A 22,663-nucleotide genomic window follows, 5' to 3' on the forward strand; every position below is an offset into this window, starting at 1 on the left:
GTCACGCCTCGCGGCGGCCCGGCTGGACCCATGGAGAGACCGGCTTATGCGGCGGCCCGCCTCTCGACACAGCAATCGTCAAGTCTACGGTCGCTTGTGGACACACGGCTTCTCTACTCGCCAATGGCGGTTCGACAACGCCAATAGCATCTCATCTGCATGCGAACATCATTTGACCTCATTGAGGTCGATCTTAAGGAAATCACCTATGTAATACCACTTTGCGTGGTAATGCCCCCAGATGATTTCACCATCGCTTCCGACCTTCAGCATTTCCGATTGCACATCGGACGGCATGCCGCTATTCCTGGCTACGCAATCGAATAGTTGACGGGTCTTTGTAACTTCGGCTTGCATGGTCAGCTCTCCCTTGGCTTTCCATGTCTTATTCTCAACTACTTCTCCAATGAAATTATCCGCATCCGACAAACTTTTCCCCTCGGTAATCATTTCCGAGTACTTCGAGCAAGTGGCATTGATATATCTGATCGGGTTGGTCACTTTGAGATACACCCTTGCACCCACCTGCCACGACAGAAGCCCAACGACCGCTACCAATACGAAGACAATGACAACGCGCGCATACAGAGGCAATCGAAGGAAACGACGCTTGAAATCATCAACAGCAACCGACACTGGGCTCTCCAAACGCGAAGCCCCTCTCTTTGCCGTATGTTGCGGAACCGTTGCGGCGACAACAGGCTCCGGCGACGTCAGCACCGCTGATGCTTTGGAAACCTCATCAACCACATTGTTCATAAAGACGGTCAAATCATCGAAATATCGGGAAATAATTTCGGCATCATCTCCCGTCACATAAACAGAAACCTCGTTGTTCTTCACTTCAATTTGAAGGACACCATCAGCAGCAGTAGCAATATCGAATTCGGTATTCTCAATTGGAGAGTATCCGAATTGCATGCATGACATCCGGAATCCTCTGACGATGTCCACAAGCTGCGAGTTTGGCACATCGAATCGTTTTGTCTGTTGCACCATCGTCTTCTCTTCTCTCTCGGTAATGCGACAACAATGCAGAAGATTACCTCGCTTAGACATTTCACCACGACTGAAGTATGGCGGAATCCGCTATGCGAAATTGCATGCACTCGAGACGGCAACTGGTACGCAGGACCTGATGTCAGAGATTCGCACTTGCGTACCGCCCTTGGTATGCAACCACAGAACGCCAAGTACCCTGTCTGTGTACCCGAAATCCGCGGTACACAACACGGATAACGGCCATCTTCACGTTTCATACCATTAGCCTTTCGGCTTCCACCTATTACCCATCCTTGGATATCGTTGCAATTCCAATGATTTTCCCATGCCGGACACTGGTACGCAAACTCTGATGACAGGACTCTGCGGTTGCGTACCACGACGGCATGGTACACAACCACGGAATGTCCTGCATACAGTTTGCATACCACGAATCCGTGGTACGCAAACGATTCACCGCCCGCTCGGACGTCAAGTCCCAAAACGGAAACCGCCTACCGGCCCATGAGCCGGGCGACGGCGGCGCGGATGGCGATCTCGGCCTCGTTCAGGTCGCCGACGCCGATGCGCTCGACCGACCGTTCGATCGGACACATGCCGGTCCGCTCCCGGTCGAGAATGACCGGCACGAGCGTGCCGTAGGACGCGTCGATGCCATGAGCGCGCAGCGCGGCGAGACCGGCATCGCTCATCGTCGCCGCCCAGACGGACCGGACGCCGAGCTTCGCGTACAGCAGGGCCGCGCCCTTGCCGACCACGCGGTCGGCGGCGGAGAAGCCGTCGAGACGCACGCCGGACGCAAGCCACTGGAGCAGCGGTCGCACTCCCCTGCCGGTACCGGTCAGCGTCTCGACGTGGCCATCCGACGCAGGCCCGTCCGTACGGTAGGCGACGACGCCAAGCGCGTCGTCGCCCAACAGCGCGGCCTTCGCACGTGCCGAATCGGACGCGGCCGTCGCCTTCACCGAATCGGACGCGTCCGCAACCGTCGCATCAGTCACGATGCCGCTCCACGGCGAACATGACCACCGGAATGAGCACCCACTGCAGGACGAGTCCCGGCAGACCGGTGCCGACGGCGGTCCACACACTCGCGACGGACATCTGCGCGTTGCCGAGCGCGTACACGGCCACGGCGATGGCGAGCGCGTCGACGAGACGTCCGCCGACCTGCGCGGCGACGAGCTTGGCCAGCCAACCAAGCGGCGACGGCACGGCGTCGGGCATACGGACCCCACGCAGCAGCCCGGCGAACAGGCCGTAGGAGGCGAGTTCGATGACCATGAACGGGACCATCGGCGCCATCGGCATGCCGGTGAGCGCGAAGCTCGCGATGGGCGCGAGCGCGCCGGTGGCGAGGCCCGCGTACGGGCCGGCAAGCAGGCCCACCAGCAGTACGGGCAGGTGCATGGGCAGCAGGGTCTGGCCGATCATCGTGCCGAGGCCCATCGCCGCGCCGGCCACATGGAACACCTGCGGCAGGGCCACGGCGGCGACCACGGCGAGCAGCGCCGCGGCGGTCTGGAACTTCACGGACGGCAGCGCGTAGGCGCGTGCGCGCGCGGTGGATGTGGATTGCGATTGCATGGATACTCCCTTTCTTCAGCTGCTTCAGCGTTCAGCGCTTGTCGAGGTCGACGAGCTGGTATTCGCGGCTGCCGAGGCCCATCTCGACGGCATGTTCGATGGTGTGGATGCCGTGACGGGACTCGATGCGTTCGATGAGCGGCTCCTTGTTGTCCTTCGAGACGTACACCATGTCGACGCACGCCTGGTCGACGGCCACCGGGTCAAGCGAGGCGCAGATGCCGATGTCGTCCATGACGGGCGCATGCGGATGTCCGTCGCAGTCGCAGTCGACGGACAGGTTGTTCATCACGTTGATGAAGAGCATGTTGCCCTTGAGCGTGTTGAACACGGCGGTGGCGGCCTCGGCCATAGCCTCGAGGAACGCGTCCTGGTCGCCGCTGAACGGGTTCGGCAGAATCTCGTCCTGGCCGGAGTGCAGACGCCGCTTGCCGTTCGAGGAGGCCATGCCGATGGAGATGTTCTTCAGCGCGCCGCCGAAGCCGCCCATCATATGGCCTTTGAAGTGGGAGAGCACGGCGTAGTAGTCGTAGTTCGGGAAGTGCGAGCCGACGATGTCGCCGGTGATGCGTTTGCCGCCTTCCACCGGGATCTCGATCTCGCCCTCCTCGTCCTGGATGTCGCAGGGGGCGATGTCCGTGAAGCCATGCTCCCGGATGGTCTTCCAGTGGTGTTCGGACGTGTCGCGCGTGCCGGCGTACGCCGTGTTGCATTCGACGATGGTGCCGTTCAGATGCTGCACGAGGTCCTTGATGAGCGCCGGCTGCAGGTAGTGCGTGTTGCCGCCTTCGCCGGAGCTCAGCTTGACCGCGACCTTGCCTTGCGGATGCGCGCCGAGCGCCTCGTAGACGCGCATGAGCCCGGCCGGGCTGATGTCGCGTGTGAAGTAGACCTTGGCCGCCATCGGATAGTCGGTTTCGTGGGCGCCCGGGGTGCGCGCCTGTGGGGTCGTCTCCGTCATCGTTGCCTCCTTGCCTGTGATGCGATTCATGTTGACTTCCCGCCTTCTAGGATAGTCCGGTTCACGGCTCCCCGACGGCCCCCATATGCCTCAGCCCCCGTATGAGTAGGCCGCTGAGAGTGAGTCAGAGACCGATTGCCGCGGCGATAGGCACCGCACCGCGAATATCGGACGCTGAGAGTGAGCCAGAGGCCGAAAATCGCGGACATGGACGCCTTAACGCGAATATCGGCCGCTAGACACCAGCAAGCGGCCGAATATCGCGGCAACAACCTCATCGCCGCGAATATCCGCCGCTGGGAGTGAGCCAGAGGCCGTTTGCCGCGGGAACTGACGCCCTATCGCGACTATCGGCCGCTGACCACGGGCAAGAGGCCGATTGCCGCGGGAACTGACGCCCTATCGCGACTATCGGCCGCTACGACGGGGCCGGCCGATGGGCAGCGGAGCCGGGCGACCCGTTCCTTGCGCCTCCTTTATCGTTTTATCGATAAATTTATCGATACACACATGATATTATCGATAAAGCAGCTTGTCAAAACACGCCGCCGAACACCACGAAAACCGTTGCAAAACAACGCGACACGCCGTATCGCACATGCGGGGCGCCACGATGGCGCCACGCACGCCATGGCGGCCCGCGTCGTGGACGACACGCAGACCGCATACGCATCGCACACGGAATATGGACGGCCACGCGGAACGAGACAGGGACGACATCCAAGGAAAGGACGGAACCATGACGGATCCGACGGACACCACGACGCAAGGTGCCTCCACCGGCGAAGGCAAGACCCACATGCGCCCCGTCTCCGTGCGCGTGCGCAACGGGGAGCAGGGCAAGGCCATCAGCCGCAACCTGTGGGGCATCTTCCTCGAGGACATCAACTACGCGGTGGACGGCGGCCTCAACGCCGAACTCGTCCAGAACGGCGCCTTCGAGTACGACCGGGCCGACGACCCGCACTGGTCGTCCCTGAGCTGCTGGACCATCGGACACGAGGGACCGGGAAGCCGCGACGTCTCCATCCGCACCGACACGCCGGTGGCCGAGGAGAACCCCCACCATCTCGCCGTGCGTCTGGAATCCGGCGTCACCACGCTCGCCAACCGCGGCTTCGACGGCATGGTCCTCCACGCCGGGCGGCGCTACCGCCTCTCCCTCTGGGCGCGCGCGGACGGATGCGCCGCCACGCTCGAGGCGGATCTCGTCGACTGCGACGTGCCGACGGTCCGTCAGGACGCGCGGGACGCCGACGCGCACGACACGAACGCCGACGAACACGACGGACACGACGCCACGACCGACGTCGTCGCCCACGCCGCCACCGTCGTCGGAGACCGTGACGGCCGCACGGCCGCGACCGACGGGACCGCGACGGGTGACGCGGACGGCGCACGCGCCGCACACGGCGCGTGGACGCGCGTCGAACTGGACCTCGTCGCCGCGAGGGACGTCACGAACGGCGCGCTGCGCCTGACGGTCCGCAACGCCGCAACCACGCAGGACGCAGGCGGCGCGGAACGGCCGTCGGCGGACACCGTGCCGATCGTCCCCGCGCCCACGGAACCCGCCGATCGCGCCACGACCAACGCGCCCACCGCACCCGCCACGCTGCGTCTCGACTGGGTGTCGCTGAGACCGTGCGGCGAGGACGGCGAACCGCTCCTCTTCCGCCCTGACCTCCTCGAAGCGCTCAAGGACCTTTCCCCGCGCTTCATGCGCTTCCCCGGCGGCTGCATCACCCACGGGCTCGGCACCGGCAACATGTACCGGTGGAAGCGCACCATCGGGCAGGTGGAGCATCGTCCGCACCAGTTCAACCTGTGGGGCTACCACCAGTCGTTCACCATCGGATTCCACGAATACTTCCTCCTGTGCGAGGCCATCGGCGCCGAACCCGTGCCGATCCTGCCCGTCGGCGTGTCCTGCCAGAACACGCCCGGCGGCGTCACCACCGTGCCGATGGAGGAGATGCAGGACATCGTGGACGACGCGCTCGACCTCATCGAATACGCGAACGGCCCCGCGGACAGCCCCTGGGGCGCCCGCCGCGCCGCGGCCGGACACCCGGAGCCGTTCGGACTCACCCATCTGGGCCTCGGCAACGAGGACTCCATCACCGCGGCGTTCAAGGAACGGTTCGCGCTCGTCGCCGACGCGGTGAAACGCCGGTATCCGGACGTCACCGTCATCGGCACCGTGGGCCCCGTGCCCGCCGGCCCCGACTACGACGCCGGCTGGGCGTTCGCCCGCGAGCGCCACGTGGACATGGTGGACGAGCACGCCTACAAGTCGCCGCAATGGTGGTTCTCCCACCTCGACCACTACGACGGGCGCGACGGCGCGGACGCCGACGGCTCCCCCACGCCGCGCATCTACCTGGGCGAATACGGGTCGTGGTCGAACATGCAGTTGAGCGCCCTGTCCGAGGCGGCCGTCATGACCTCCCTCGAACGCAACGGCGACGTGGTGCGCATGGCCTCCTACGCGCCGCTGTTCGGCCGCGTCGGGCACACGCAATGGCATCCGGACCTCATCTACTTCGACGGCGGGCGCGTCATGCGCACCGCCAGCTATTGGGTGCAGCGCATGTTCGCCCGCACCGCCTGCACGCGCACGCTCGACGTCGCGCTCGCCGACGCGCCGCGCCTCACCCCGGCGCCACGCGACCGCACCGGCCTGCGGTTCGCCGTCACCGGCTCCGACGCCGTGTCCGTCGGCGACATCCGCATCGCCGCGGTCGGACCGGACGGCCGCGGGCGCAACGTCGCCGCACCGGACGTCGTCGTCGGCGAAGGCACGCCGACGGTCGACACCGGACTCGACGTCACGGCGGACGACTACCGCATCGCGTTCACCGTGCGCCGTCTCACCGGACAGGACGGCATGACCGTCGACTTCGGCGCGTTGGACGGCCGCGACCACTTCCGGTGGGCGTTCGGCGACTGGGGCAACAAGTACATGATCCTCAAACGCGTGGGCGACGGCATCGCCGACGAGGCCGTCCCCGCCGTGGAAGGCGGCGTCCAGGCGGGCGAGACCTACCGCGTGGAATTCGCGGTGGAACGGCAGGGCGCGCACGTCACCGTACGCGTGAACGGCCGACTCGTCCACGAGTACCGCGATTCCAGCGAGGAGACGCGGTTCGTGGCGGCCGCCGGACGCGATGAGACGCACGGCGAGACCGTCGTGCGTCTCGTCAACGCCACGCCGGACGCGCACGACGTCGCGTTGGCGTTCGACGCGCCCCTCGACGGGAAGGCGACGGCCACGGTCACGACGCTCGCCGCACCATGGGACGCGGGACGCCCGTTCGAGGAGTCGCCCGCGCAGCCGACGACGCGACGCGTCGACGCGGCGACGTTGGGACGGACCACGGTGCCGCCGTTCTCCCTGACCGTCATCGCCGTGCCGGACGCGACGACGGCGCGGCGCGCCTGACCGCCATCCCCGTATCGTCTCCATATGCTGGAACCAGTCGAAAGCGAGAACACCCAATGGTCACCATGAAGGATGTGGGACGCGAGGCCGGAGTATCGGCCATGACCGTGTCCAACGTGCTGCGGGGCAACGACAACGTCTCCCCCGCCACCGCGCAACGCGTGCGCGAGGCCGCGGACAAGCTCCACTACAAGCTCAACACCACGAGCCTGTCCGCGCGCAGCCTGCGCGTGAACACGAGCCGCAAGGCGGACCGGTACGGCACCATCGGCCTCGCGATCTACGAGCTCGACCGCCCCTACCCCTCGCAGCTCGCCTCGCTCATCTCGCAGGCGGCGGAGGCGCGCGGCTACCAGACCGTCGTGCAGGAGACGCGCATCAACGAACGCAACGAGCGTTCCATCATCCAACGCATGTCCAACCAGTTCTGCGACGGACTCATCTTCAGCTCCAGCCGGCTGACCGTCCAAGAGATCGAACAGCTCTCCAACCACCGGCCCACCGTGCTGCTCGACGACGACCGCCCGCAGCAGGACATCGACACCATCCTCACCCCCTGCGAGGTCGGCGCGTACGACGCCATCCGGTACCTGTACGGCAGGGGGTACCGGCGCATCGGCATCATCGGCGGCGACAGCGCCGAATGGGAGTCCGAAACGGCTCTGCTCGCCAACCACGACGTGCGCCACCGCCGTCTGCTCGGATGCCGGCGCGCGTTCGACGAGCTGGGCGTACCGCGCGAGACTGTCCGGCTCGTCGACTGCGAATGGAACGAGACCGCCGCGCGCGAGGCCATGCACCGCAACGAGATGGCCGTGCGCGAATGCGACGCTCTGTTCTGTATGACGGACACCATCGCGTTCGGCACCATCAGGGGCCTGAAGGACCTGGGGATCGGCGTGCCCGAGGATGTGGCGGTGATGGGGTTCGACGGCATCGCGATGGGCGAAATCACCGTGCCCTCGCTCACCACCGTAGCGGTGGACATCGGCGAGGTGGCACGGCGGGCCATAGACCTGCTCATCCGGCGCATCGTCAACGAGCCCGGGCTGGCACGCCAACGCGTGATCGTGGGGCATCGCATCGAACGGCGCGAATCGGCGTGAATCGGACGGGACGGCGTGAAACGGACAGGAACGACCTGAAACGGACGGACGCGCCGACCGCACGCGATCGTCCGCCGGTTGTCCGATCGCGACACGTCCGATCGCGACGTGACCTGCCCGGAAACGACAGGAGCCCGGCACCATGAACGGTGCCGGGCTCCTTGCCTACCCGAGGCTCACGGCCCTACGGCCGGACGGCCGCAGGAACCATGATGGTCTCTCAGAACTCGCGACGTGAATGGTCGCCAGACCATTCACCAGACAACACAGCTGCGGTCGCAAGAACCGTGAGTTCGGACCGCAGCCTGCGGAGGTCAGAACTCGCGGTTCTTGCGGTAGAACTCGATGAGGCTCTGAGTGGAGGCGTCCTGCTTGGCGAGCGCCTCGTCATCCTGGGAGATGGCCGGGGTGATCTGCTTCGCCAGCTGCTTGCCGAGCTCGACGCCCCACTGATCGTAGGAGTCGAGGCCCCACACGGTGCCCTCGACGAAGGTGATGTGCTCGTACAGGGCGATGAGCTCGCCGAGCGCGAACGGGGTCAGCGCGACGCCGAAGATGGAGGTGGTCGGACGGTTGCCGGTGAACACGCGGGCCGGGACGATCTCCTCCGGGGTGCCCTCGGCGCGGACCTCGTCGGCGGTCTTGCCGAACGCGAGCGCCTTGGTCTGCGCGAAGTAGTTGCCGAGGAACAGCTCGTGCACGTCCTGGTCGCCATCCTTGGTCGGGTTCGGGGTGTTCACGAACGCGATGAAGTCGGCCGGGATGAGCTGGGTGCCCTGGTGGATCAGCTGGTAGAAGGCGTGCTGGCCGTTGGTGCCCGGCTCGCCCCAGAAGATCTCGCCGGTCTCGGTGGTGACCGGGGTGCCGTCCCAACGCACGGACTTGCCGTTGGACTCCATGGTCAGCTGCTGCAGGTAGGCCGGGAAACGGTGCAGGTACTGGTCGTACGGCAGCACGGCGTGGGAGGCGGCCTTGAAGAAGTTGCGGTACCAGACGTTCAGCATGCCGAGCAGCACCACGACGTTCTTCTCGAACGGGGTGTTGGCGAAGTACTCGTCGATCTCGTGGAAGCCGTGCAGGAACTCCTCGAAGCGGGCCGGGCCGAAGACGACGGCCAGAGAGGTGCCGACGGCGGAGTCGACGGAGTAACGGCCGCCGACCCAGTTCCAGAAGCCGAACGCGTTGGCCGGATCGATGCCGAACTCGGCGACCTTCTCCAGGTTGGTGGAGACGGCCACGAAGTGCTTCTTGATGGCCTCGGCCTTCTGCTCCTCGTCGCCGGCGGTGATGGCGCCGTTGGCCTCGAGCTCCTCGAGCAGCCAGGTGCGGGCCTCACGGGCGTTGGTCAGGGTCTCCAGGGTGGTGAAGGTCTTGGAGACGATGATGAACAGGGTGGTCTCCGGATCGAGGCCCTTGGTCTTCTCGGCCAGGTCGTTCGGGTCGATGTTGGAGATGTAGCGGGCGGAGATGCCGGCGTCGGCGTACGGCTTGAGCGCCTCGTACGCCATGACGGGACCCAGGTCGGAGCCGCCGATGCCGATGTTGACGACGGTCTCGATCTTGCGGCCGGTGATGCCGGTCCACTTGCCGGAGCGGACCTCGTCGGCGAACTTGTAGATGCGGTCGAGGACCTCACGCACGTCCTTGACGGTGTCCTGGCCGTCGACGATGTACTTGCCCTCGTCCTCCACCGGGCGACGCAGCGCGGTGTGCAGCACGGCGCGGTCCTCGGTGTTGTTGATGTGCACGCCGTGGTACATGGCCTTGATGCGCTCGTCGAGCTTGACTTCCTTGGCGAGGTGCACGAACAGCTGGAGGGTCTCCGGCTTGATGAGGTTCTTGGACAGGTCGAAGTGCAGGTCGCCGGCGTCGAAGCTCAGCTCCTTGACACGGTCGCTGTCCTCGGCGAACCACTGCTTGAGGCTGATGCCCTCGGACTGCAGCTCGTCGTAGTGCTTCTGCAGCGCGACCCACGCGGGGGTCTTGGTGGCGTCAATGGGAGGATTGATGGCCATGGATTCCATTCCTTTCATCATCGATGGAAACGGCGCATGTTCCCGGCCGGGGCCCGTCGCGTGCGCCACTCCGTATCACCCAACAAGATACTCACAAAAGGGGACACAACAAAACAAAAAGAACACGCGGCTACGGGACGGCAACGTAACGGCGTCGCGCCGGCGACGGCACGGTGAACACGGCCGTCGGGCATCGGAAGACACGGGCGTGGCGCATGCGACACGCACCGCATCCGCACACGCGACACGCATGCCGCACGCCGCACATCGCATGCGACACACACCGCACATCGCATGCGACACACACACCGCACATCGCACGCGCGACACGGCGACGACACCGCGGGTTGCGTTTGACGACACCTGCCCCTATACTCTTTCTCTTGTGCATGGGTAGCGTATGCTTCCCAAGCGCAAAGCCACTTTAGCTCAGTCGGTAGAGCGGCTCACTCGTAATGAGCAGGTCGTCAGTTCGATTCTGACAAGTGGCTCCACCACCCCGGACGGCAACGTCCGGGGTTTTGTTTTCCGGGACGATGCGGCCGGTTCTCGCAGCCGGCTGGTAGATTGTCCCCTGTTCGCGCGAGTGGCGTAATGGTAGCCGCGCAGGATTTAGGTTCCTGTGTCTTCGGACGTGTGGGTTCGAGTCCCATCTCGCGCACTTCCGCTCCGGAACGGCAGCTCCGGGGAACACCCTCCGTCCCGTCCGGATCAGCGCCGGACGGGACGGGCAGGGCGGTGAGGCCCCGCGGAAACCCCACGGCATCAGAGACACCAAAGAAGAGAAGAAGAGCCCACAAGCGGAAGAGGGATCCCATGACCGCGCTGCTCAAACCGATCGCGTTCCTGCTCATCATCGCCGCCGCATACCTGGTCAAACGCGCCGGACTATTCCGCCCACGCGACTATCGCGTCATGCAGGTCGTCGTCTTCGACTTCACGCTGCCGGCCTCGATCATCGTCTCGTTCGCCACGAACCCGCATCACCTGAGCATGCTGCTCATCTCGCTGGTCGCGATCGTGTTCGGCCTGCTGCCGCTGTTGCTCGTCTACGCGGCCACACGCCACAGGCCCGTGGCGGACCGCGCGTTCCTCATGCTCAACTGCTCCGGGTTCAACATCGGCAACTTCTGCTTCCCGGTGATCCAGGCGTTCATGGGCCCCTCCGCGCTCGTCACCGCCGCGATGTTCGACATCGGCAATTCGGTGGTCGTCACAGCCGGGTCGAACGTGATGACCACGTCGCTGCTCCACATCGACATGAACAGGACGCTTGCCGAACAGCACGCCGGCTCCGCGCCGACGATGCCGTACACGAGGCCGACCGACCGGGACGCCCGCCGGCTCGCCCGCCGCGCGAAGGTCAGGCAGGTGCTCAAGGGCTTCCTCACGTCCGTCCCGTTCGACATCTACCTGCTGATGATCGTCGTGATGGTGTTCTCCATCCGAATTCCCTCGTTCATCCCCACGCTGCTGCAGCCGCTGGCCGACGCGAACTCGTTCTGCTCGGTGTTCATGGTGGGCATGCTCATGGACCTGCCCAAGACCCGCAAAGACGTCACGGACGTGCTTGAGGTGCTTGGCTGGAGGCTGCCGCTCGGCTTCCTGTTCGCGGCGTTCTGCTGGTTCGTGCTGCCGTTCGACGTGGGCGTCAGGAAGGCGGCGGTCATGCTGTCGCTCGCGCCGTCCGCCGTGTTCTCCACGCTGTTCACCGACCGCGTGCTCGGCAACGCGAAGCTCGCCGGGTTCACGCTGTCGGTCACGGCGATCATCGCGATTGCGCTGATGACCGCCGTCAACATGCTGATTCCGGCGTGATTCCGGCGTAGGACCTCGTAGGACGGGGCGGTTCCGGCCGGCTCAGCGCAGCAGCGCCTCGATGGCCGGCACCAGCGCCTTCAGCGCCTTGCCGCGATGGGAGATCGCGTTCTTCTCCGCAGGGGTCATTTCGGCGCTCGTCAGCGGCTCGCCCTCATGGTCCGGGTCGTCACTGGTGCGGCCGGGCTGGTCGTCCGGCACGAAGATCGGATCGTAGCCGAAGCCGTGTTCGCCGCGTTCCTTCCGGATGATGCGGCCGGGCATCTCCCCCACCTCGACCGTTTCGGAGACGATGACGTGGTGCGCGGCGACCGCCGAACCTTCGCCCGCGGCCAGCGCCGCTCCCGTGGTGGCGTCCACGTCGTCGCCGGGCACGACGAGCGCGGCGGCGCAGCGGAAGCGCGCGGTGCGCTTGTCGTCCGGGATGTCCTCGATCTGGGCGAGCAGCAGCGCGTTGTTGGCTTTGTCATGCCCGTGCGCGCCGGCCCAGCGGGCGGATAGGATGCCGGGGGCGGCGCCCATCACGTCCACGATGAGGCCGGAGTCGTCGGCGATGGCCGGCAGCCCGGTGCGCCGGGCCACGTCGCGCGCCTTCAGGAGCGCGTTCTCCTGGAAGGTGACGCCGGTCTCGACCGGGTCGGGCAGGTGCAGCGAACCGGCGGAGACAAGCTCCACCCGCGCGGCGTCGGCGCCGAGGTCCTGTTCGAGGATGCGGCGGATCTCGACGAGCTTGCCTTCGTTATGCGTGGCGACCACGAGTTTCATGGGGGTTCCTTTCATCAGGCGCTTGCGTAGGTCATATCAGGCTTCCGTTGGAAACCAGCGTGCATCTCGCCAGTGTCCTTCCCTTGGAAACAAGCCGTTTTCAAGGGAAGGACACAACGGATAAGACGACATGATTCCCAACGAAAGTCGATAACCGCCTACGGAATGACGGAAACTGTCTCAGTCGAGGGCGAGCGCGGCGCGCTGGGCGGCCTGCAGCTCCTTGTTGCCCTTTTCGGCGAGGTCGAGCAGCGTGCCCAGTTCGGCGCGGTTGAACGGACGGTGTTCGGCGGTGCCCTGGATCTCGATGAACGTGCCGGAGCCGGTCATCGCGACGTTCATGTCGGTCATGGCCTGGCTGTCCTCCACGTACGGCAGGTCGAGCATCGGCGTGCCGCTGATGACGCCGACGGACACGGCGGACACGTAGTCCTTGATGACCTTGTCGGCGGACTTGATGTGGTGGTTGCGTTCGGCCCAGCGGACCGCGTCGACGAGCGCGACGAACGCGCCGGTCACGGACGCGGTGCGCGTGCCGCCGTCGGCCTGGAGTACGTCGCAGTCGAGCTGGATCTGGTTCTCGCCGAGGGCCTTCATGTCGATGACGCCCCTGAGGCACCGTCCGATGAGTCGGCTGATCTCGTGCGTGCGGCCGCCGATCTTGCCCTTGACGGATTCGCGGTCGGTGCGCTCCTTGGTGGCGCGCGGCAGCATCGCGTATTCGGCGGTGACCCAGCCCAGTCCGGAGTCCTTGCGCCAGCGGGGCACGGTGGGCGTGAACGTGGCGGTGCACATCACGCGCGTGTTGCCGCATTCGATGAGCACGGAGCCTTCCGGGGCGTCCGTGAAGTGACGGGTGATGCGGACCGGGCGCAGCTCGTCCACCTTGCGTCCGTCCTGACGCGTGATGGAACGATCGCCGAGCATATCTGTGATTTCAACCATACGGCCCAGCTTACGCCCTGTCGTCGGCCGCGTCGGACGAACGGCGAAGGACCATCCAGCCCGGAACCAGCCGGAACCGACCGGAACCGGCTGAGCATAATACCGGCCGAAACCCCCGTTCTCGGCTATCTACAGCACCGAATACCCGTTTCGGCACCCCTTTTCCGTCCATTCGACGCTGTAAATCCACGAATCCGGGTGTTTGAGCCGATGTAGTGCAGCTCAGCCGACGAGCGGTTTGGCCGGCAGGATTCTGTCGATGAGGAACGTCACGAGCCCGATGCCGAGGAACGCGAGCGCCAGCTGGAAGCAGTTGATGCCGAACTGGATCAGGCCGAGCGCCTTGAGGTCGATGAACGCGTACGGGTACGGGTTGCCGCCGGCCGCCGGCCCCGCCGTGGGCCACAGGGCCGCGCGGATGACCACGAACGCCAGGTAGACCGGGAAGTACGCGAGCCACGAGAACATGTAGTGCCAGGGGAACCTGCGGTGCGGATCGAACAGGAGGAAGTCGGCGACGGCGAGGATCGGCGCCACCCGGTGCAGCCACGTGTTCGTCATGAGGCCCAGCACGGCGGGCACGTAGGCGGGATCGTCGGGCGGCATCATGACGAACGCCACGGCGGCGGTGATGACGGCGTACACCGTCACGCATCCTTTGAGCCAGGCCGGCGGCTGGATGCCCTTGAGGATGGTGGCCGCGCCGGACCACAGCATGACGAAGCCGAGCGCGAATCCCGCCTGGAACGTGAAGTAGGTCCAGTATTCGGGCTTGGACCACGCCTCGTACGTACCCATGAAGCACATGGCGGCGATGGCAAGCCGGAACAATCCCACGATGAATCTCATGGCTCCCCAGTGTACGCAGTTCCCGGTTTCCGCGCCCGGAATATCGGGAACCGGAACCGCACGGAACCACACATCCGCGTCAATCGGAATCGGCGTCGTTCCGGGCTTCGCGTTGTTCATATGCACGGGCTTCCGGTTCCCGGTTTTCGCATCCTGGAAATCGTGAACCGGAGTAGGCTGGTACCCAGCGAAAATCACGGGCGGCAAACCCTGCTAAGGAGCGAACATGGACTATTCACCGGCATTGATGACCGACATGTACGAATACACGATGCTCGACGCGTGCCTCAAGGACGGCACCGCGGACCGCAAGTGCGTCTTCGAGGTGTTCACCCGGCATCTGCCGCTGGGACGCCGCTACGGCGTGGTGGCCGGCACCGGCCGCATCCTCGACGCGCTCGAGCGCTTCCACCTCGACGACGAGGACCTCAGGTTCCTCGCGGACCGGCACGTGGTGAGCCCGGAGACCATCAAGTGGCTGGAGAACTTCCACTTCTCCGGCACCGTCAAGGGCTACCGCGAGGGCGAGATGTTCTTCCCGAACTCCCCCATCCTCGAAATCGAAGGCACGTTCGGCGAGTGCACGCTGCTCGAGACGCTGGTGCTGTCCGTGCTCAACTATGATTCCGCCGTCGCCTCCGCCGCCTCCCGCATGGTCTCCGCCGCGAAGGACCGCCCGTGCATGGACATGGGCGGACGCCGCACGAACGAATGGGCCGCGGTGGCCGCCGCGCGCGCCGCCGTGGTGGGCGGCTTCCAGGGCACCGCGAACCTGCTCGCCGCGCAGATGTACGGGCTCAAGGCCATCGGCACGGCCGCGCACTGCTTCACGCTCGTGCATGACAGCGAGCGTCAGGCGTTCGAATCGCAGATCGCCGCGCTGGGGAGGAACACCACGCTGCTGGTGGACACGTACAACATCGAGGAGGCCGTGAAGACCGCGGTCGAGGTGGCCGGACCGGACCTCGGCGGCGTACGCATCGACTCGGGCGACCTTGCGCTCATGGCGCAGCGCGTGCGCAACCAGCTCGACGCGCTGGGCGCCACGAACACACGCATCACCGTGACGAACGACCTCGACGAGTACGCGCTGGCCGCGCTGCAGACCGCGCCGGTCGATTCGTACGGCGTGGGCACGATGCTCGTCACCGGTTCCGGCGCCCCCACCTGCGCGATGGTGTACAAGCTCACCGAGCGCGAGGGCGCGGACGGCGTGATGACGCCGGTCATGAAGAAGTCGAAGGACAAGGCCACCGTGCCGGGCCGCAAGGTCGCCTACCGCTCGTACGAGTACAACTTGGCCGACGTGGAGCACGTCATCTCCGGTTCGGAGGACAAGCTGGCCGCCTTCCAGCCCGAGGAGGGATGGAAGGACCTCATGGTCACGTACGTGGACCACGGCGACATCGATGCCCAATGGCAGGGTCACGAGGCCATCCAGCGCGCCCACGACTACCGTGCGAAGGCGCTCGCCGAGCTGCCCATCGCCGCGCAGAGCCTCATGCGCGGCGACCCTGTGATTCCGACCGAGGTCACCGTCCTGTGACACCGCGTTTGCGGCGGACGGCGCCCGCCGCAAACGACGGAAGCGGGGTGCATCCCTGGGATGCACCCCGCTTCGCGTATGTCGGCATGTCGGTCGGACCGGATATGTCGGTCGGACCGGATGGGAGAATCGGGAGGCTCAGCGTCCGGTGATCTCGGAGCCGAGCACCTTCTCGCTCAGCGCCTTCGGCCCGCGGGTGACGGCCACGGAGCCGGAGCGCACGAGCTCGATGACGCCGTAGTGCTCGAGGAGCCCCAGCAGCGCGTCGATCTTGCCTTCGGCGCCGGTGGCCTCGATGGTGAGCGACTCCGGGTTCACGTCGACGACGCGCACGCGGAACAGGCGCACGATCTCGAGCACGTCGGAGCGGGTGGACTGGTCGGCGGCCACCTTGATGAGCACGAGCTCGCGCTCCACAGTGGTGTTCGGGTCGAGTTCGACGATCTTGAGCACGTGCAGCAGCTTGTTGAGCTGCTTGATGATCTGCTCGAGCGGCACGGCCTCCACGTCGGCGGTGACCGTCACGCGGGAGATGTCCGGACGCTCGGTGGGCGAGACGCTCAGCGAGTTGATGTTGAACGCGCGACGGGCGAACAGGCCGGCGATGCGGGCCAGCACGCCCGGACGGTTCTCGACCAGCACGGACAGCGTGTGGCGTTCGGAGCCGGGCTTGGATGCGGGGTAGTTCGCGGGCATGTCAGTTCTCCTTCCCGTCCGTGGCGGCGTCCGCGGCGGCCGCGGCGTTCACCGCCGCGTCGCCTTCGGTGTCGTCCAACAAGGGCTTCACGCCGGGCTTGTAGGTCACCTCGTCGTTGGAGGCGCCGGCGGCGACCATCGGCCACACCATGGCGTCCTTCCAGACGCGGAAGTCGATGAGCACCGGACGGTCGTCGATGGCGTTGGCCTGCTTGATGGCCTCGATGGCCTCCTCCTCAGTGAACGCACGCAACGCCACGCAACCGTAGGCTTCGGCGAGCTTGACGAAGTCGGGCACCTCGAGCGGCAGTTCGCCGGCCGCGGCCTGCGCGTCGCCCTCGGCGCCGTGCGCCTCGCCGTCGAGCAGGTTGGTCTGCGAATAGTGGTGGTCGTAGAACAGGGTCTGCCACTGGCGGACCATGCCGTACACGGAGTTGTTGAGCAGCGCGATCTTGACGGGCGTGTGCGCGAAGAACGCGGCGGCCAGCTCTTCGCTGGTCATCTGGAACGAACCGTCGCCGTCGATGAGCCACACGGGCTTCTTCCCGTCGAATTCGCGGGCGGAGCCCACGGACGCGCCGATGGCGGCCGGCAGGCCGTAGCCCATGGTGCCGAGGCCGCCAGAGGAGATCCAGGACTTCGGGCGTTCGAAGTCGATGAACTGGCTGGCCCACATCTGGTGCTGGCCCACGCCGGTCACCCAGATCGTGGAGGGGTCGGCGTGTTCGGAAAGCTGGCGGATCACCCACTGCGGGGCGAGGGAACCGTCGGTCGGCTCGTCCCAGGTCATCGGGTACTGGCGGCGCCAGTAGTTGAGGCGGTCCCACCACGGCTTGCGGTTCGGCCTGGGGGTGATGGCCTGCGTGCGCTCGATCTCGGGGATGAGGTCGTCGAGCACGGTGGCCACGTCGCCCACGATCGGGACGTCCGGCGTACGGTTCTTGCCGATCTCGGCCGGGTCGATGTCGATGTGGATGACGCGCGCGCCGGGGGCGAACGCGTCGAGCTTGCCGGTGACGCGGTCGTCGAAGCGGGCGCCGATGGCGACGAGCAGGTCGCAGCGCTGCACGGCGCCGGTGGCGGCCACCGTGCCGTGCATGCCGAGCATGCCGAGGTTGTGCGGGTCGGAGTCGGGCACGATGCCGCGCGCGGGCAGCGTGGTGACGACGGGCGCGTCGGTGAGTTCGGCCAGTCGCTTGACCTGCTCGCCGGCGTTGGAGCGCATGGCGCCGCCGCCCACGTACAGCACGGGGCGGTACGACTGGTTGAACAGCTTCGCCGCGTCGGACAGCACGCGTCCGTGGGCCTTCGTGGTGGGGTTGTAGCCGGGCAGGATCATGCGCTGCGGCCACGAGTAGTACATGGTGCCGGTCTGGGCGGTCTTGGTGAGGTCCACCACCACGGGGCCGGGACGGCCGGTGGCGGCCACGTGGAACGCCTCGGCGAGCACGCGCGGGATGTCCTGCGCGCGGGTGACGAGGTAGGAGTGCTTGGACACCGGGTAGGTGATGCCCACGATGTCCGCCTCCTGGAAGGCGTCGGTGCCGATGGCGTTGACGCCGACCTGTCCGGTGATGACGACCATCGGCACGGAGTCCATGTTGGCGTCCGCGATGGCGGTGACGACGTTGGTGGCGCCCGGTCCGGACGTCACGATGCACACGCCCACCTTGCCGGTGGCGATGGCGTAGCCTTCGGCCGCGTGGCCGGCGGCCTGCTCGTGACGCATGAGCACGAACCGGAACTTCAGATCATCGGTGATCTGGTGGTAGACGGGCAGGATGGCGCCGCCGGGGATGCCGAAGACGTCGGTGACGCCCAGGTCCTCCAGGGAACGGACCAGCGCCTGCGCGCCGGTCATCTTCTCGCCGTCGACGATGGTCTGCTTGTCGTTCACGGGTGCCTTGGGCACACCGCTGAAAGCCTGCAAGGGCGTGGGTAAAGCCATATTCCTCTCACACTTCACTTCTGCTGTTCTCTGCCGGTCGGCGGCCGATCCGACGGAATGCGGTTGGTTCCGCCGACGCCTTCCGGCTGCGGTTGCGTGTCCGGGGCGGTTTGTGGCCGCCTTCACGCGTGTCCTACCAGTCTATGCGCGTGGACGACGAAGCGTCCCCACGCGCCCGAAGCGTGGGAAACGCCACGTTTCCGCGCCATGGTCGATGCGGCCCGCCGCGTGCGACGTCCCCACGCCGCCGGCGTTCAGTCCTTGCCGCCGGCGGGCTTGCCGCCGTCCGCTTCGTCGAGCTTGTGCCATGCGGCTTCGGCGGCGGCGAGCTGCGCCTTGCGCTTGCTCGAGCCACGGCCGAGTCCCAGCACGGCATCGTCGTCGCCGAGGGTGACGCGCGCGGTGAACACCTGCGCGTATTCCGGCCCGGAGACGGCCATGTGGTAGACGGGGTCGCCCTTGCCCATGTGGTGCGATTTGACCTCGAGCGAGGTCTTCCAATCGAGCGCGGGGCCTTCGGTGGCCACTTCGGCGAGCGTGTCGTCGACGAGGCGATGGACCACGGTGCGTGCGCCGTCGATGCCATGTTCGACGAACGTGGCGCCGATGAGGGATTCGACGATGTCGCACAGGATGGAGCTCTTGTTGGCGCCGCCCTGCGCGGCCTCGCCGCGGCCGAGCAGGATGTACGGTTCGACGTGCAGCTTGGTGCGGGCGATGGCGCTCAGCGCCTCCTCGCTCACGGCCTTGGCGCGCATCTTGGCGAGCTGGCCTTCGGTCATGTCCGGGTGGATGCGGAACAGGGTCTCGGTGGCGACGAGTTCGAGCACCGCATCGCCGAGGAATTCGAGCCGTTCGTAGTGCTTGACGCCCGGATGCTCATGCGCGAAGGAGCGGTGGGTGAGCGCCTGGACGAGCAGTTCGGGGCTGATGGTGGTGCCGAGCCGTTCGAGCAGTTCGTTCGTGGCTTCGTTGGAGGGGCCGGCGGTGCGGGTGATGGGGGTGGTGTGTTCGGTGCTCATGCTTCCTGTTTCTATGCGAAAGCCCCGCCACCCGTCGATGGCAGGGCTTTCTTCATGCCGTTGTTACAGCTTCCGGTCGGCTCACTTGGTGTGGGCGGAGCGGATGGCTTCGCGGTAGACGCGGCCGCGGTAGGAACCGCAGCTCGGGCAGGCCACGTGCGCCAGGGTCGGAGCGCCGCAGTTCGGGCAGCTCACGGTGGCGACGGGGGTCGCCTTCCAGTTCGCGCGACGCGAGTGCGTGTTGGCGCGCGAGGTCTTGTACTTAGGCAGTGCCATTTCAGTATCCTCTGTTTCGTTCGAACGTTTGAGCTTAAGCGTTCAGTACTCTAGCGCAATGTCCGTACATTGTCACGCGGGTGTCGCCGGCGGCGTTCCGTCGGCGTCGGCGTCGCGTCCGTGGCGGAGCACCGTCCCCGTCGCCGCGTGGGGTGTCCGCTCAGGCCTGTTCCTCGGAATCCGCCGACCCGGCGTCCCCCGCCTGGGATTCGAGTTCGGCCTTGAGACCGGCGAGCATGGCGAACCGGTCGTCCACCACCTCGTGATGGTGGTCGGGATGCTCGTTGAGGTCCACGCCGCACTGCGGGCACAGGCCCTTGCAGTCCTCGCGGCACAGGGGCTGCAGCGGCAGCGCCTCGACGAGCGTGTCGCGCAGCAGGGCCTCGAGGTCGGCGAACGCGCCGCCGGAGAGCAGCGGGTACGTGTCCTCGGACTCCTCTTCGCCGGCCACGATGTCGACCTCGCCCTTGCCGTCGTCATGGCCACGTGCGTCGTCGGACTCGTAGGGGAAGAACGCGGTGACGTTCACGGTCCAGTCGCGTTTGATGGGGTTGAGGCACCGGGTGCATTCGGCGTGCACGGGCGCGCTGACGCGTGCGGTGAGGATCAGGCCGTCGACGATGGAGTCGAACGATCCGCTCACGTGGACGGGCGCGCCCTCCTCGACGCCGATCACGGCGTCGCCGATGCCGCTGGGCGCGGGATAGTCGGCGTCAATGAGCTTCGACTGGCCGGCGCGCGAGGCGACCTGCGCCACGGGCACGGCCCACTGGGAGTCTTCGGGACGGGGCATGTCACTGCCTTTCTTCTGGAATGTCGTTCCGGGCGCCTTCGGGGCGCCCGCATGGTTCACTGCGCTTCAGGATAGTCGTCGTCGTTGAGGTGCGGCAGGTCGCGTGCGGCGGCCTTGCGACGCTCGTACAGCACGTTGAGGCCGGCGTCCACGTCGCCGCCCATCTTGGTGAGCTGGGCGCGCAGCGTCTCCATCACCTTGGTGGAGTAGTCGTCGGCGCCTTGGGTGAGGTGGTCGGCCTTGGCCTGCGCATCCTCGAGGATGCGTCGCGCCTTCTGGCGGGCCAGGGCGGTGACGTTCTCCTGTCCGGCGAGGAACTGCGCCTGCTCCTCGGCCTCCTTGATGCGGTCGGCGGCGCGGCTCTGCGCGGAGGCGACGATGGCGTTCGACTGCGTCTGCGCGCTTTCCAGCCGGCGTTCGGCCTCGCGCATGAGCGCGGAGGCGCGTTCGAGCTGGACGGGCAGCATGTGCTTGAGCTCGTCGAGGTCGCCGGCGAATTCGTCGCGGTACACACGCACCGTGCCGGGGAAGAAGATGGAGCCCTTCGCCTCCTCGAGGCGGGCTTCGAGCCGGTCGATGATGTCGTACACGGTGGTGAACTCGTCGCGGCTGGCGTCCGCGTCCGATTCGGCGTCGGCGTCGGCGCGCAGGTCCGGCAGCGGGAACGGCGACTTGAGGACGTTCGGCGTGCCGTCGTCGTCGCCTTCGGCGTGCGGGTCCTGCGACGTCGCGGCGTCCGGGAACAGCGGTTCCGGCGCCGCCTCGTGCGCGATGGGCGACAGCGGCATCGCGTACGCCTCCGTCTCCGGCTGGGACGGCGGCTCCCCGACGGCGTCCGACGGGACGGCCGGCGGCGCGGGCGGTTCGGCCACGGCCTCCGGGGCCGCGGCCTGGCCCTGCGGTGCCGCGGCACCGCCCTCCGTCACGTCCACCGGTTCATTGTCCTCGTTCATGATGCGCTCCTTCCGCTGCGCGTTTCACGACGTTCCTTCTCCTGACGCAGCGCCTCGCCCAGCATCGGCACCACGCAGTCGGGCACCATGCCGGTCACGTCGCCGCCGTGGCGGGCCACGTCCTTGACGATGGAGCTGGAGATGTGCTCCAGCACCGGGTCCGCAGGCAGGAACATGGTCTCCACCTCGCCGATCTTGCGGTTGACGAGCGCCATGCCGAGCTCGGCCTCGTAGTCGCCGTTCTGACGCAGGCCCTTGACGATGACGGTGGCGCCCACCTTGCGGCAGTAGTCGGTGATGAGCCCGTCTGTGGAGGAGACGACGACGTTCTCATAGCCGTCCTTGGCGAGGGCGCGGCGGATCACGTCCACGCGGGTTTCGGTGGGGAACATCGGCGTCTTCGCGGCGTTCACCGCCACCACCACGTGCACCTCGTCGAAGAGGCGCGCGCTGCGTTCTATTACATCGAGATGTCCGGCGGTCACGGGGTCGTACGAGCCGGGGCACACTGCTTTGGTCATATCTCCATAGACTACCGCGTCATCGGCCTTCCGCGCCGGCCATACCCGCCCGTTGACGCGACGACACTATGATGGTGGGCAGCATACGCTTCAAGGAGGTTGCCATGAGCATGAGGGAATACCGTTGGTCCGATGATGCGGACACGTCGTCGCCGCTGTCCGATCCGGACGCGGCCACCGGCACCGCGGTGCTGGAACGCCCGGAGACGAAGGAGGAGACCAAGCGCTCCGACGACGGCGACGCGGACCGGTTCGCGCACTACGTGTCCCGCGACCGCATCGCCGAATCACAGATGACCGGGCGCCCGGTGGTGGCGTTGTGCGGCAAGGTGTGGGTGCCGAAGCACGATCCGTCCAAGTACCCGGTGTGCCCGGACTGCAAGCGCATCTACGACGAGATGCGCGGCTGGTGACG

20 protein-coding genes and 2 tRNA genes are annotated in these 22,663 nt (G+C 66.3%); 7 read left to right on the plus strand and 15 right to left on the minus strand.

Translation table 11 applies throughout. The features are described from left to right. Positions 1–168: 168 nt before the first annotated feature. From KIH78_RS02000 to KIH78_RS02015, 4 genes are all read right to left on the minus strand, one after another. Entirely contained in the window at positions 169–999 is an 831-nt protein-coding gene (locus KIH78_RS02000; protein WP_214311998.1) for a hypothetical protein, read from the minus strand. Positions 1,000–1,496: 497 nt separating this feature from the next. Then, positions 1,497–2,003, minus strand: coding sequence for a DUF1893 domain-containing protein (locus KIH78_RS02005; RefSeq protein ID WP_219131026.1), 507 nt, complete (start codon positions 2,001–2,003; stop codon positions 1,497–1,499). Next, positions 1,996–2,589, minus strand: a complete 594-nt coding sequence (locus tag KIH78_RS02010) for an ECF transporter S component (RefSeq protein ID WP_219131027.1) — start codon at positions 2,587–2,589, stop codon at positions 1,996–1,998. The genes KIH78_RS02005 and KIH78_RS02010 overlap by 8 nt, the downstream gene beginning before the upstream one ends. Before the next feature lie 31 nt (positions 2,590–2,620). Continuing rightward, positions 2,621–3,550, minus strand: coding sequence for a DUF362 domain-containing protein (locus KIH78_RS02015; protein WP_219131028.1), 930 nt, complete (start codon positions 3,548–3,550; stop codon positions 2,621–2,623). A gap of 739 nt (positions 3,551–4,289) precedes the next feature. On the opposite strand from KIH78_RS02015, the gene KIH78_RS02020 reads away from it, so the two are divergent. Continuing rightward, complete coding sequence (locus KIH78_RS02020) at positions 4,290–6,995, plus strand: alpha-L-arabinofuranosidase C-terminal domain-containing protein (protein WP_219131029.1); 2,706 nt, start codon at positions 4,290–4,292, stop codon at positions 6,993–6,995. Positions 6,996–7,051: 56 nt separating this feature from the next. Next, the gene (locus tag KIH78_RS02025; RefSeq protein ID WP_219131030.1) at positions 7,052–8,101 is read left to right on the plus strand and encodes a LacI family DNA-binding transcriptional regulator; all 1,050 of its coding nucleotides are present in this window, start codon (positions 7,052–7,054) and stop codon (positions 8,099–8,101) included. 314 nt (positions 8,102–8,415) lie between these two features. Here KIH78_RS02025 and pgi read toward each other — a convergent pair whose 3' ends face one another. After that, a complete protein-coding gene (pgi, locus tag KIH78_RS02030) occupies positions 8,416–10,116 on the minus strand; it encodes a glucose-6-phosphate isomerase (RefSeq protein ID WP_219131031.1) in 1,701 nt (566 codons plus the stop codon). Between the two features lie 418 nt (positions 10,117–10,534). Between pgi and KIH78_RS02035 the strand changes: the two genes are divergently transcribed. The 3 genes from KIH78_RS02035 (at position 10,535) to KIH78_RS02045 (ending at position 11,934) form a co-directional block, all read left to right on the plus strand. After that, positions 10,535–10,610, plus strand: a tRNA-Thr gene (locus tag KIH78_RS02035). A gap of 86 nt (positions 10,611–10,696) precedes the next feature. Then, positions 10,697–10,777: transfer RNA gene (locus KIH78_RS02040), tRNA-Leu, on the plus strand. A gap of 155 nt (positions 10,778–10,932) precedes the next feature. Next, on the plus strand, positions 10,933–11,934 hold the full coding sequence (locus KIH78_RS02045) for an AEC family transporter (protein ID WP_219131032.1): 1,002 nt from the start codon (positions 10,933–10,935) through the stop codon (positions 11,932–11,934). Between the two features lie 42 nt (positions 11,935–11,976). On the opposite strand, the gene KIH78_RS02050 is transcribed toward KIH78_RS02045, so the two are convergent. The 3 genes from KIH78_RS02050 to KIH78_RS02060 all read right to left on the minus strand — a co-directional run bounded on the left by KIH78_RS02050 (position 11,977) and on the right by KIH78_RS02060 (position 14,493). Further along, on the minus strand, positions 11,977–12,699 hold the full coding sequence (locus KIH78_RS02050; protein WP_219131033.1) for a non-canonical purine NTP pyrophosphatase: 723 nt from the start codon (positions 12,697–12,699) through the stop codon (positions 11,977–11,979). Positions 12,700–12,879: 180 nt separating this feature from the next. Beyond that, complete coding sequence (rph, locus tag KIH78_RS02055; RefSeq protein WP_214311976.1) at positions 12,880–13,644, minus strand: ribonuclease PH; 765 nt, start codon at positions 13,642–13,644, stop codon at positions 12,880–12,882. Positions 13,645–13,866: 222 nt separating this feature from the next. Further along, on the minus strand, positions 13,867–14,493 hold the full coding sequence (locus KIH78_RS02060; protein ID WP_219131034.1) for a Pr6Pr family membrane protein: 627 nt from the start codon (positions 14,491–14,493) through the stop codon (positions 13,867–13,869). Between the two features lie 226 nt (positions 14,494–14,719). On the opposite strand from KIH78_RS02060, the gene KIH78_RS02065 reads away from it, so the two are divergent. After that, on the plus strand, positions 14,720–16,039 hold the full coding sequence (locus KIH78_RS02065; protein ID WP_214311972.1) for a nicotinate phosphoribosyltransferase: 1,320 nt from the start codon (positions 14,720–14,722) through the stop codon (positions 16,037–16,039). A 138-nt stretch (positions 16,040–16,177) separates the two neighbouring features. Here KIH78_RS02065 and ilvN read toward each other — a convergent pair whose 3' ends face one another. The 7 genes from ilvN to coaD all read right to left on the minus strand — a co-directional run bounded on the left by ilvN (position 16,178) and on the right by coaD (position 22,248). Then, positions 16,178–16,735 carry an acetolactate synthase small subunit gene (gene ilvN, locus KIH78_RS02070; RefSeq protein WP_214311965.1) on the minus strand — a complete coding sequence of 186 codons (558 nt, stop codon included), beginning with the start codon at positions 16,733–16,735 and terminating at the stop codon, positions 16,178–16,180. A 1-nt stretch (position 16,736) separates the two neighbouring features. Then, positions 16,737–18,683 (minus strand): acetolactate synthase large subunit, encoded by a 1,947-nt coding sequence (locus KIH78_RS02075; protein ID WP_214311963.1) that lies wholly within the window; start codon positions 18,681–18,683, stop codon positions 16,737–16,739. 254 nt (positions 18,684–18,937) lie between these two features. Beyond that, positions 18,938–19,705: a ribonuclease III gene (rnc, locus tag KIH78_RS02080; RefSeq protein ID WP_214311961.1), complete on the minus strand. Its 768-nt coding sequence runs from the start codon at positions 19,703–19,705 to the stop codon at positions 18,938–18,940. A gap of 81 nt (positions 19,706–19,786) precedes the next feature. Beyond that, a complete protein-coding gene (gene rpmF / locus KIH78_RS02085) occupies positions 19,787–19,981 on the minus strand; it encodes a 50S ribosomal protein L32 (RefSeq protein ID WP_214311960.1) in 195 nt (64 codons plus the stop codon). A gap of 160 nt (positions 19,982–20,141) precedes the next feature. Next, a complete protein-coding gene (locus KIH78_RS02090) occupies positions 20,142–20,774 on the minus strand; it encodes a YceD family protein (protein ID WP_214311958.1) in 633 nt (210 codons plus the stop codon). A gap of 56 nt (positions 20,775–20,830) precedes the next feature. After that, positions 20,831–21,730: a cell division protein gene (locus KIH78_RS02095; RefSeq protein WP_420830094.1), complete on the minus strand. Its 900-nt coding sequence runs from the start codon at positions 21,728–21,730 to the stop codon at positions 20,831–20,833. After that, positions 21,724–22,248, minus strand: a complete 525-nt coding sequence (gene coaD / locus KIH78_RS02100; RefSeq protein ID WP_214311954.1) for a pantetheine-phosphate adenylyltransferase — start codon at positions 22,246–22,248, stop codon at positions 21,724–21,726. The genes KIH78_RS02095 and coaD overlap by 7 nt, the downstream gene beginning before the upstream one ends. Before the next feature lie 110 nt (positions 22,249–22,358). Between coaD and KIH78_RS02105 the strand changes: the two genes are divergently transcribed. Beyond that, a complete protein-coding gene (locus KIH78_RS02105; RefSeq protein WP_420830095.1) occupies positions 22,359–22,661 on the plus strand; it encodes a DUF3039 domain-containing protein in 303 nt (100 codons plus the stop codon). Positions 22,662–22,663 lie beyond the last annotated feature (2 nt).

The organism is Bifidobacterium saguinibicoloris (genome assembly GCF_019331725.1).
GTDB classification, from domain to species: Bacteria; Actinomycetota; Actinomycetes; order Actinomycetales; family Bifidobacteriaceae; genus Bifidobacterium; species Bifidobacterium saguinibicoloris.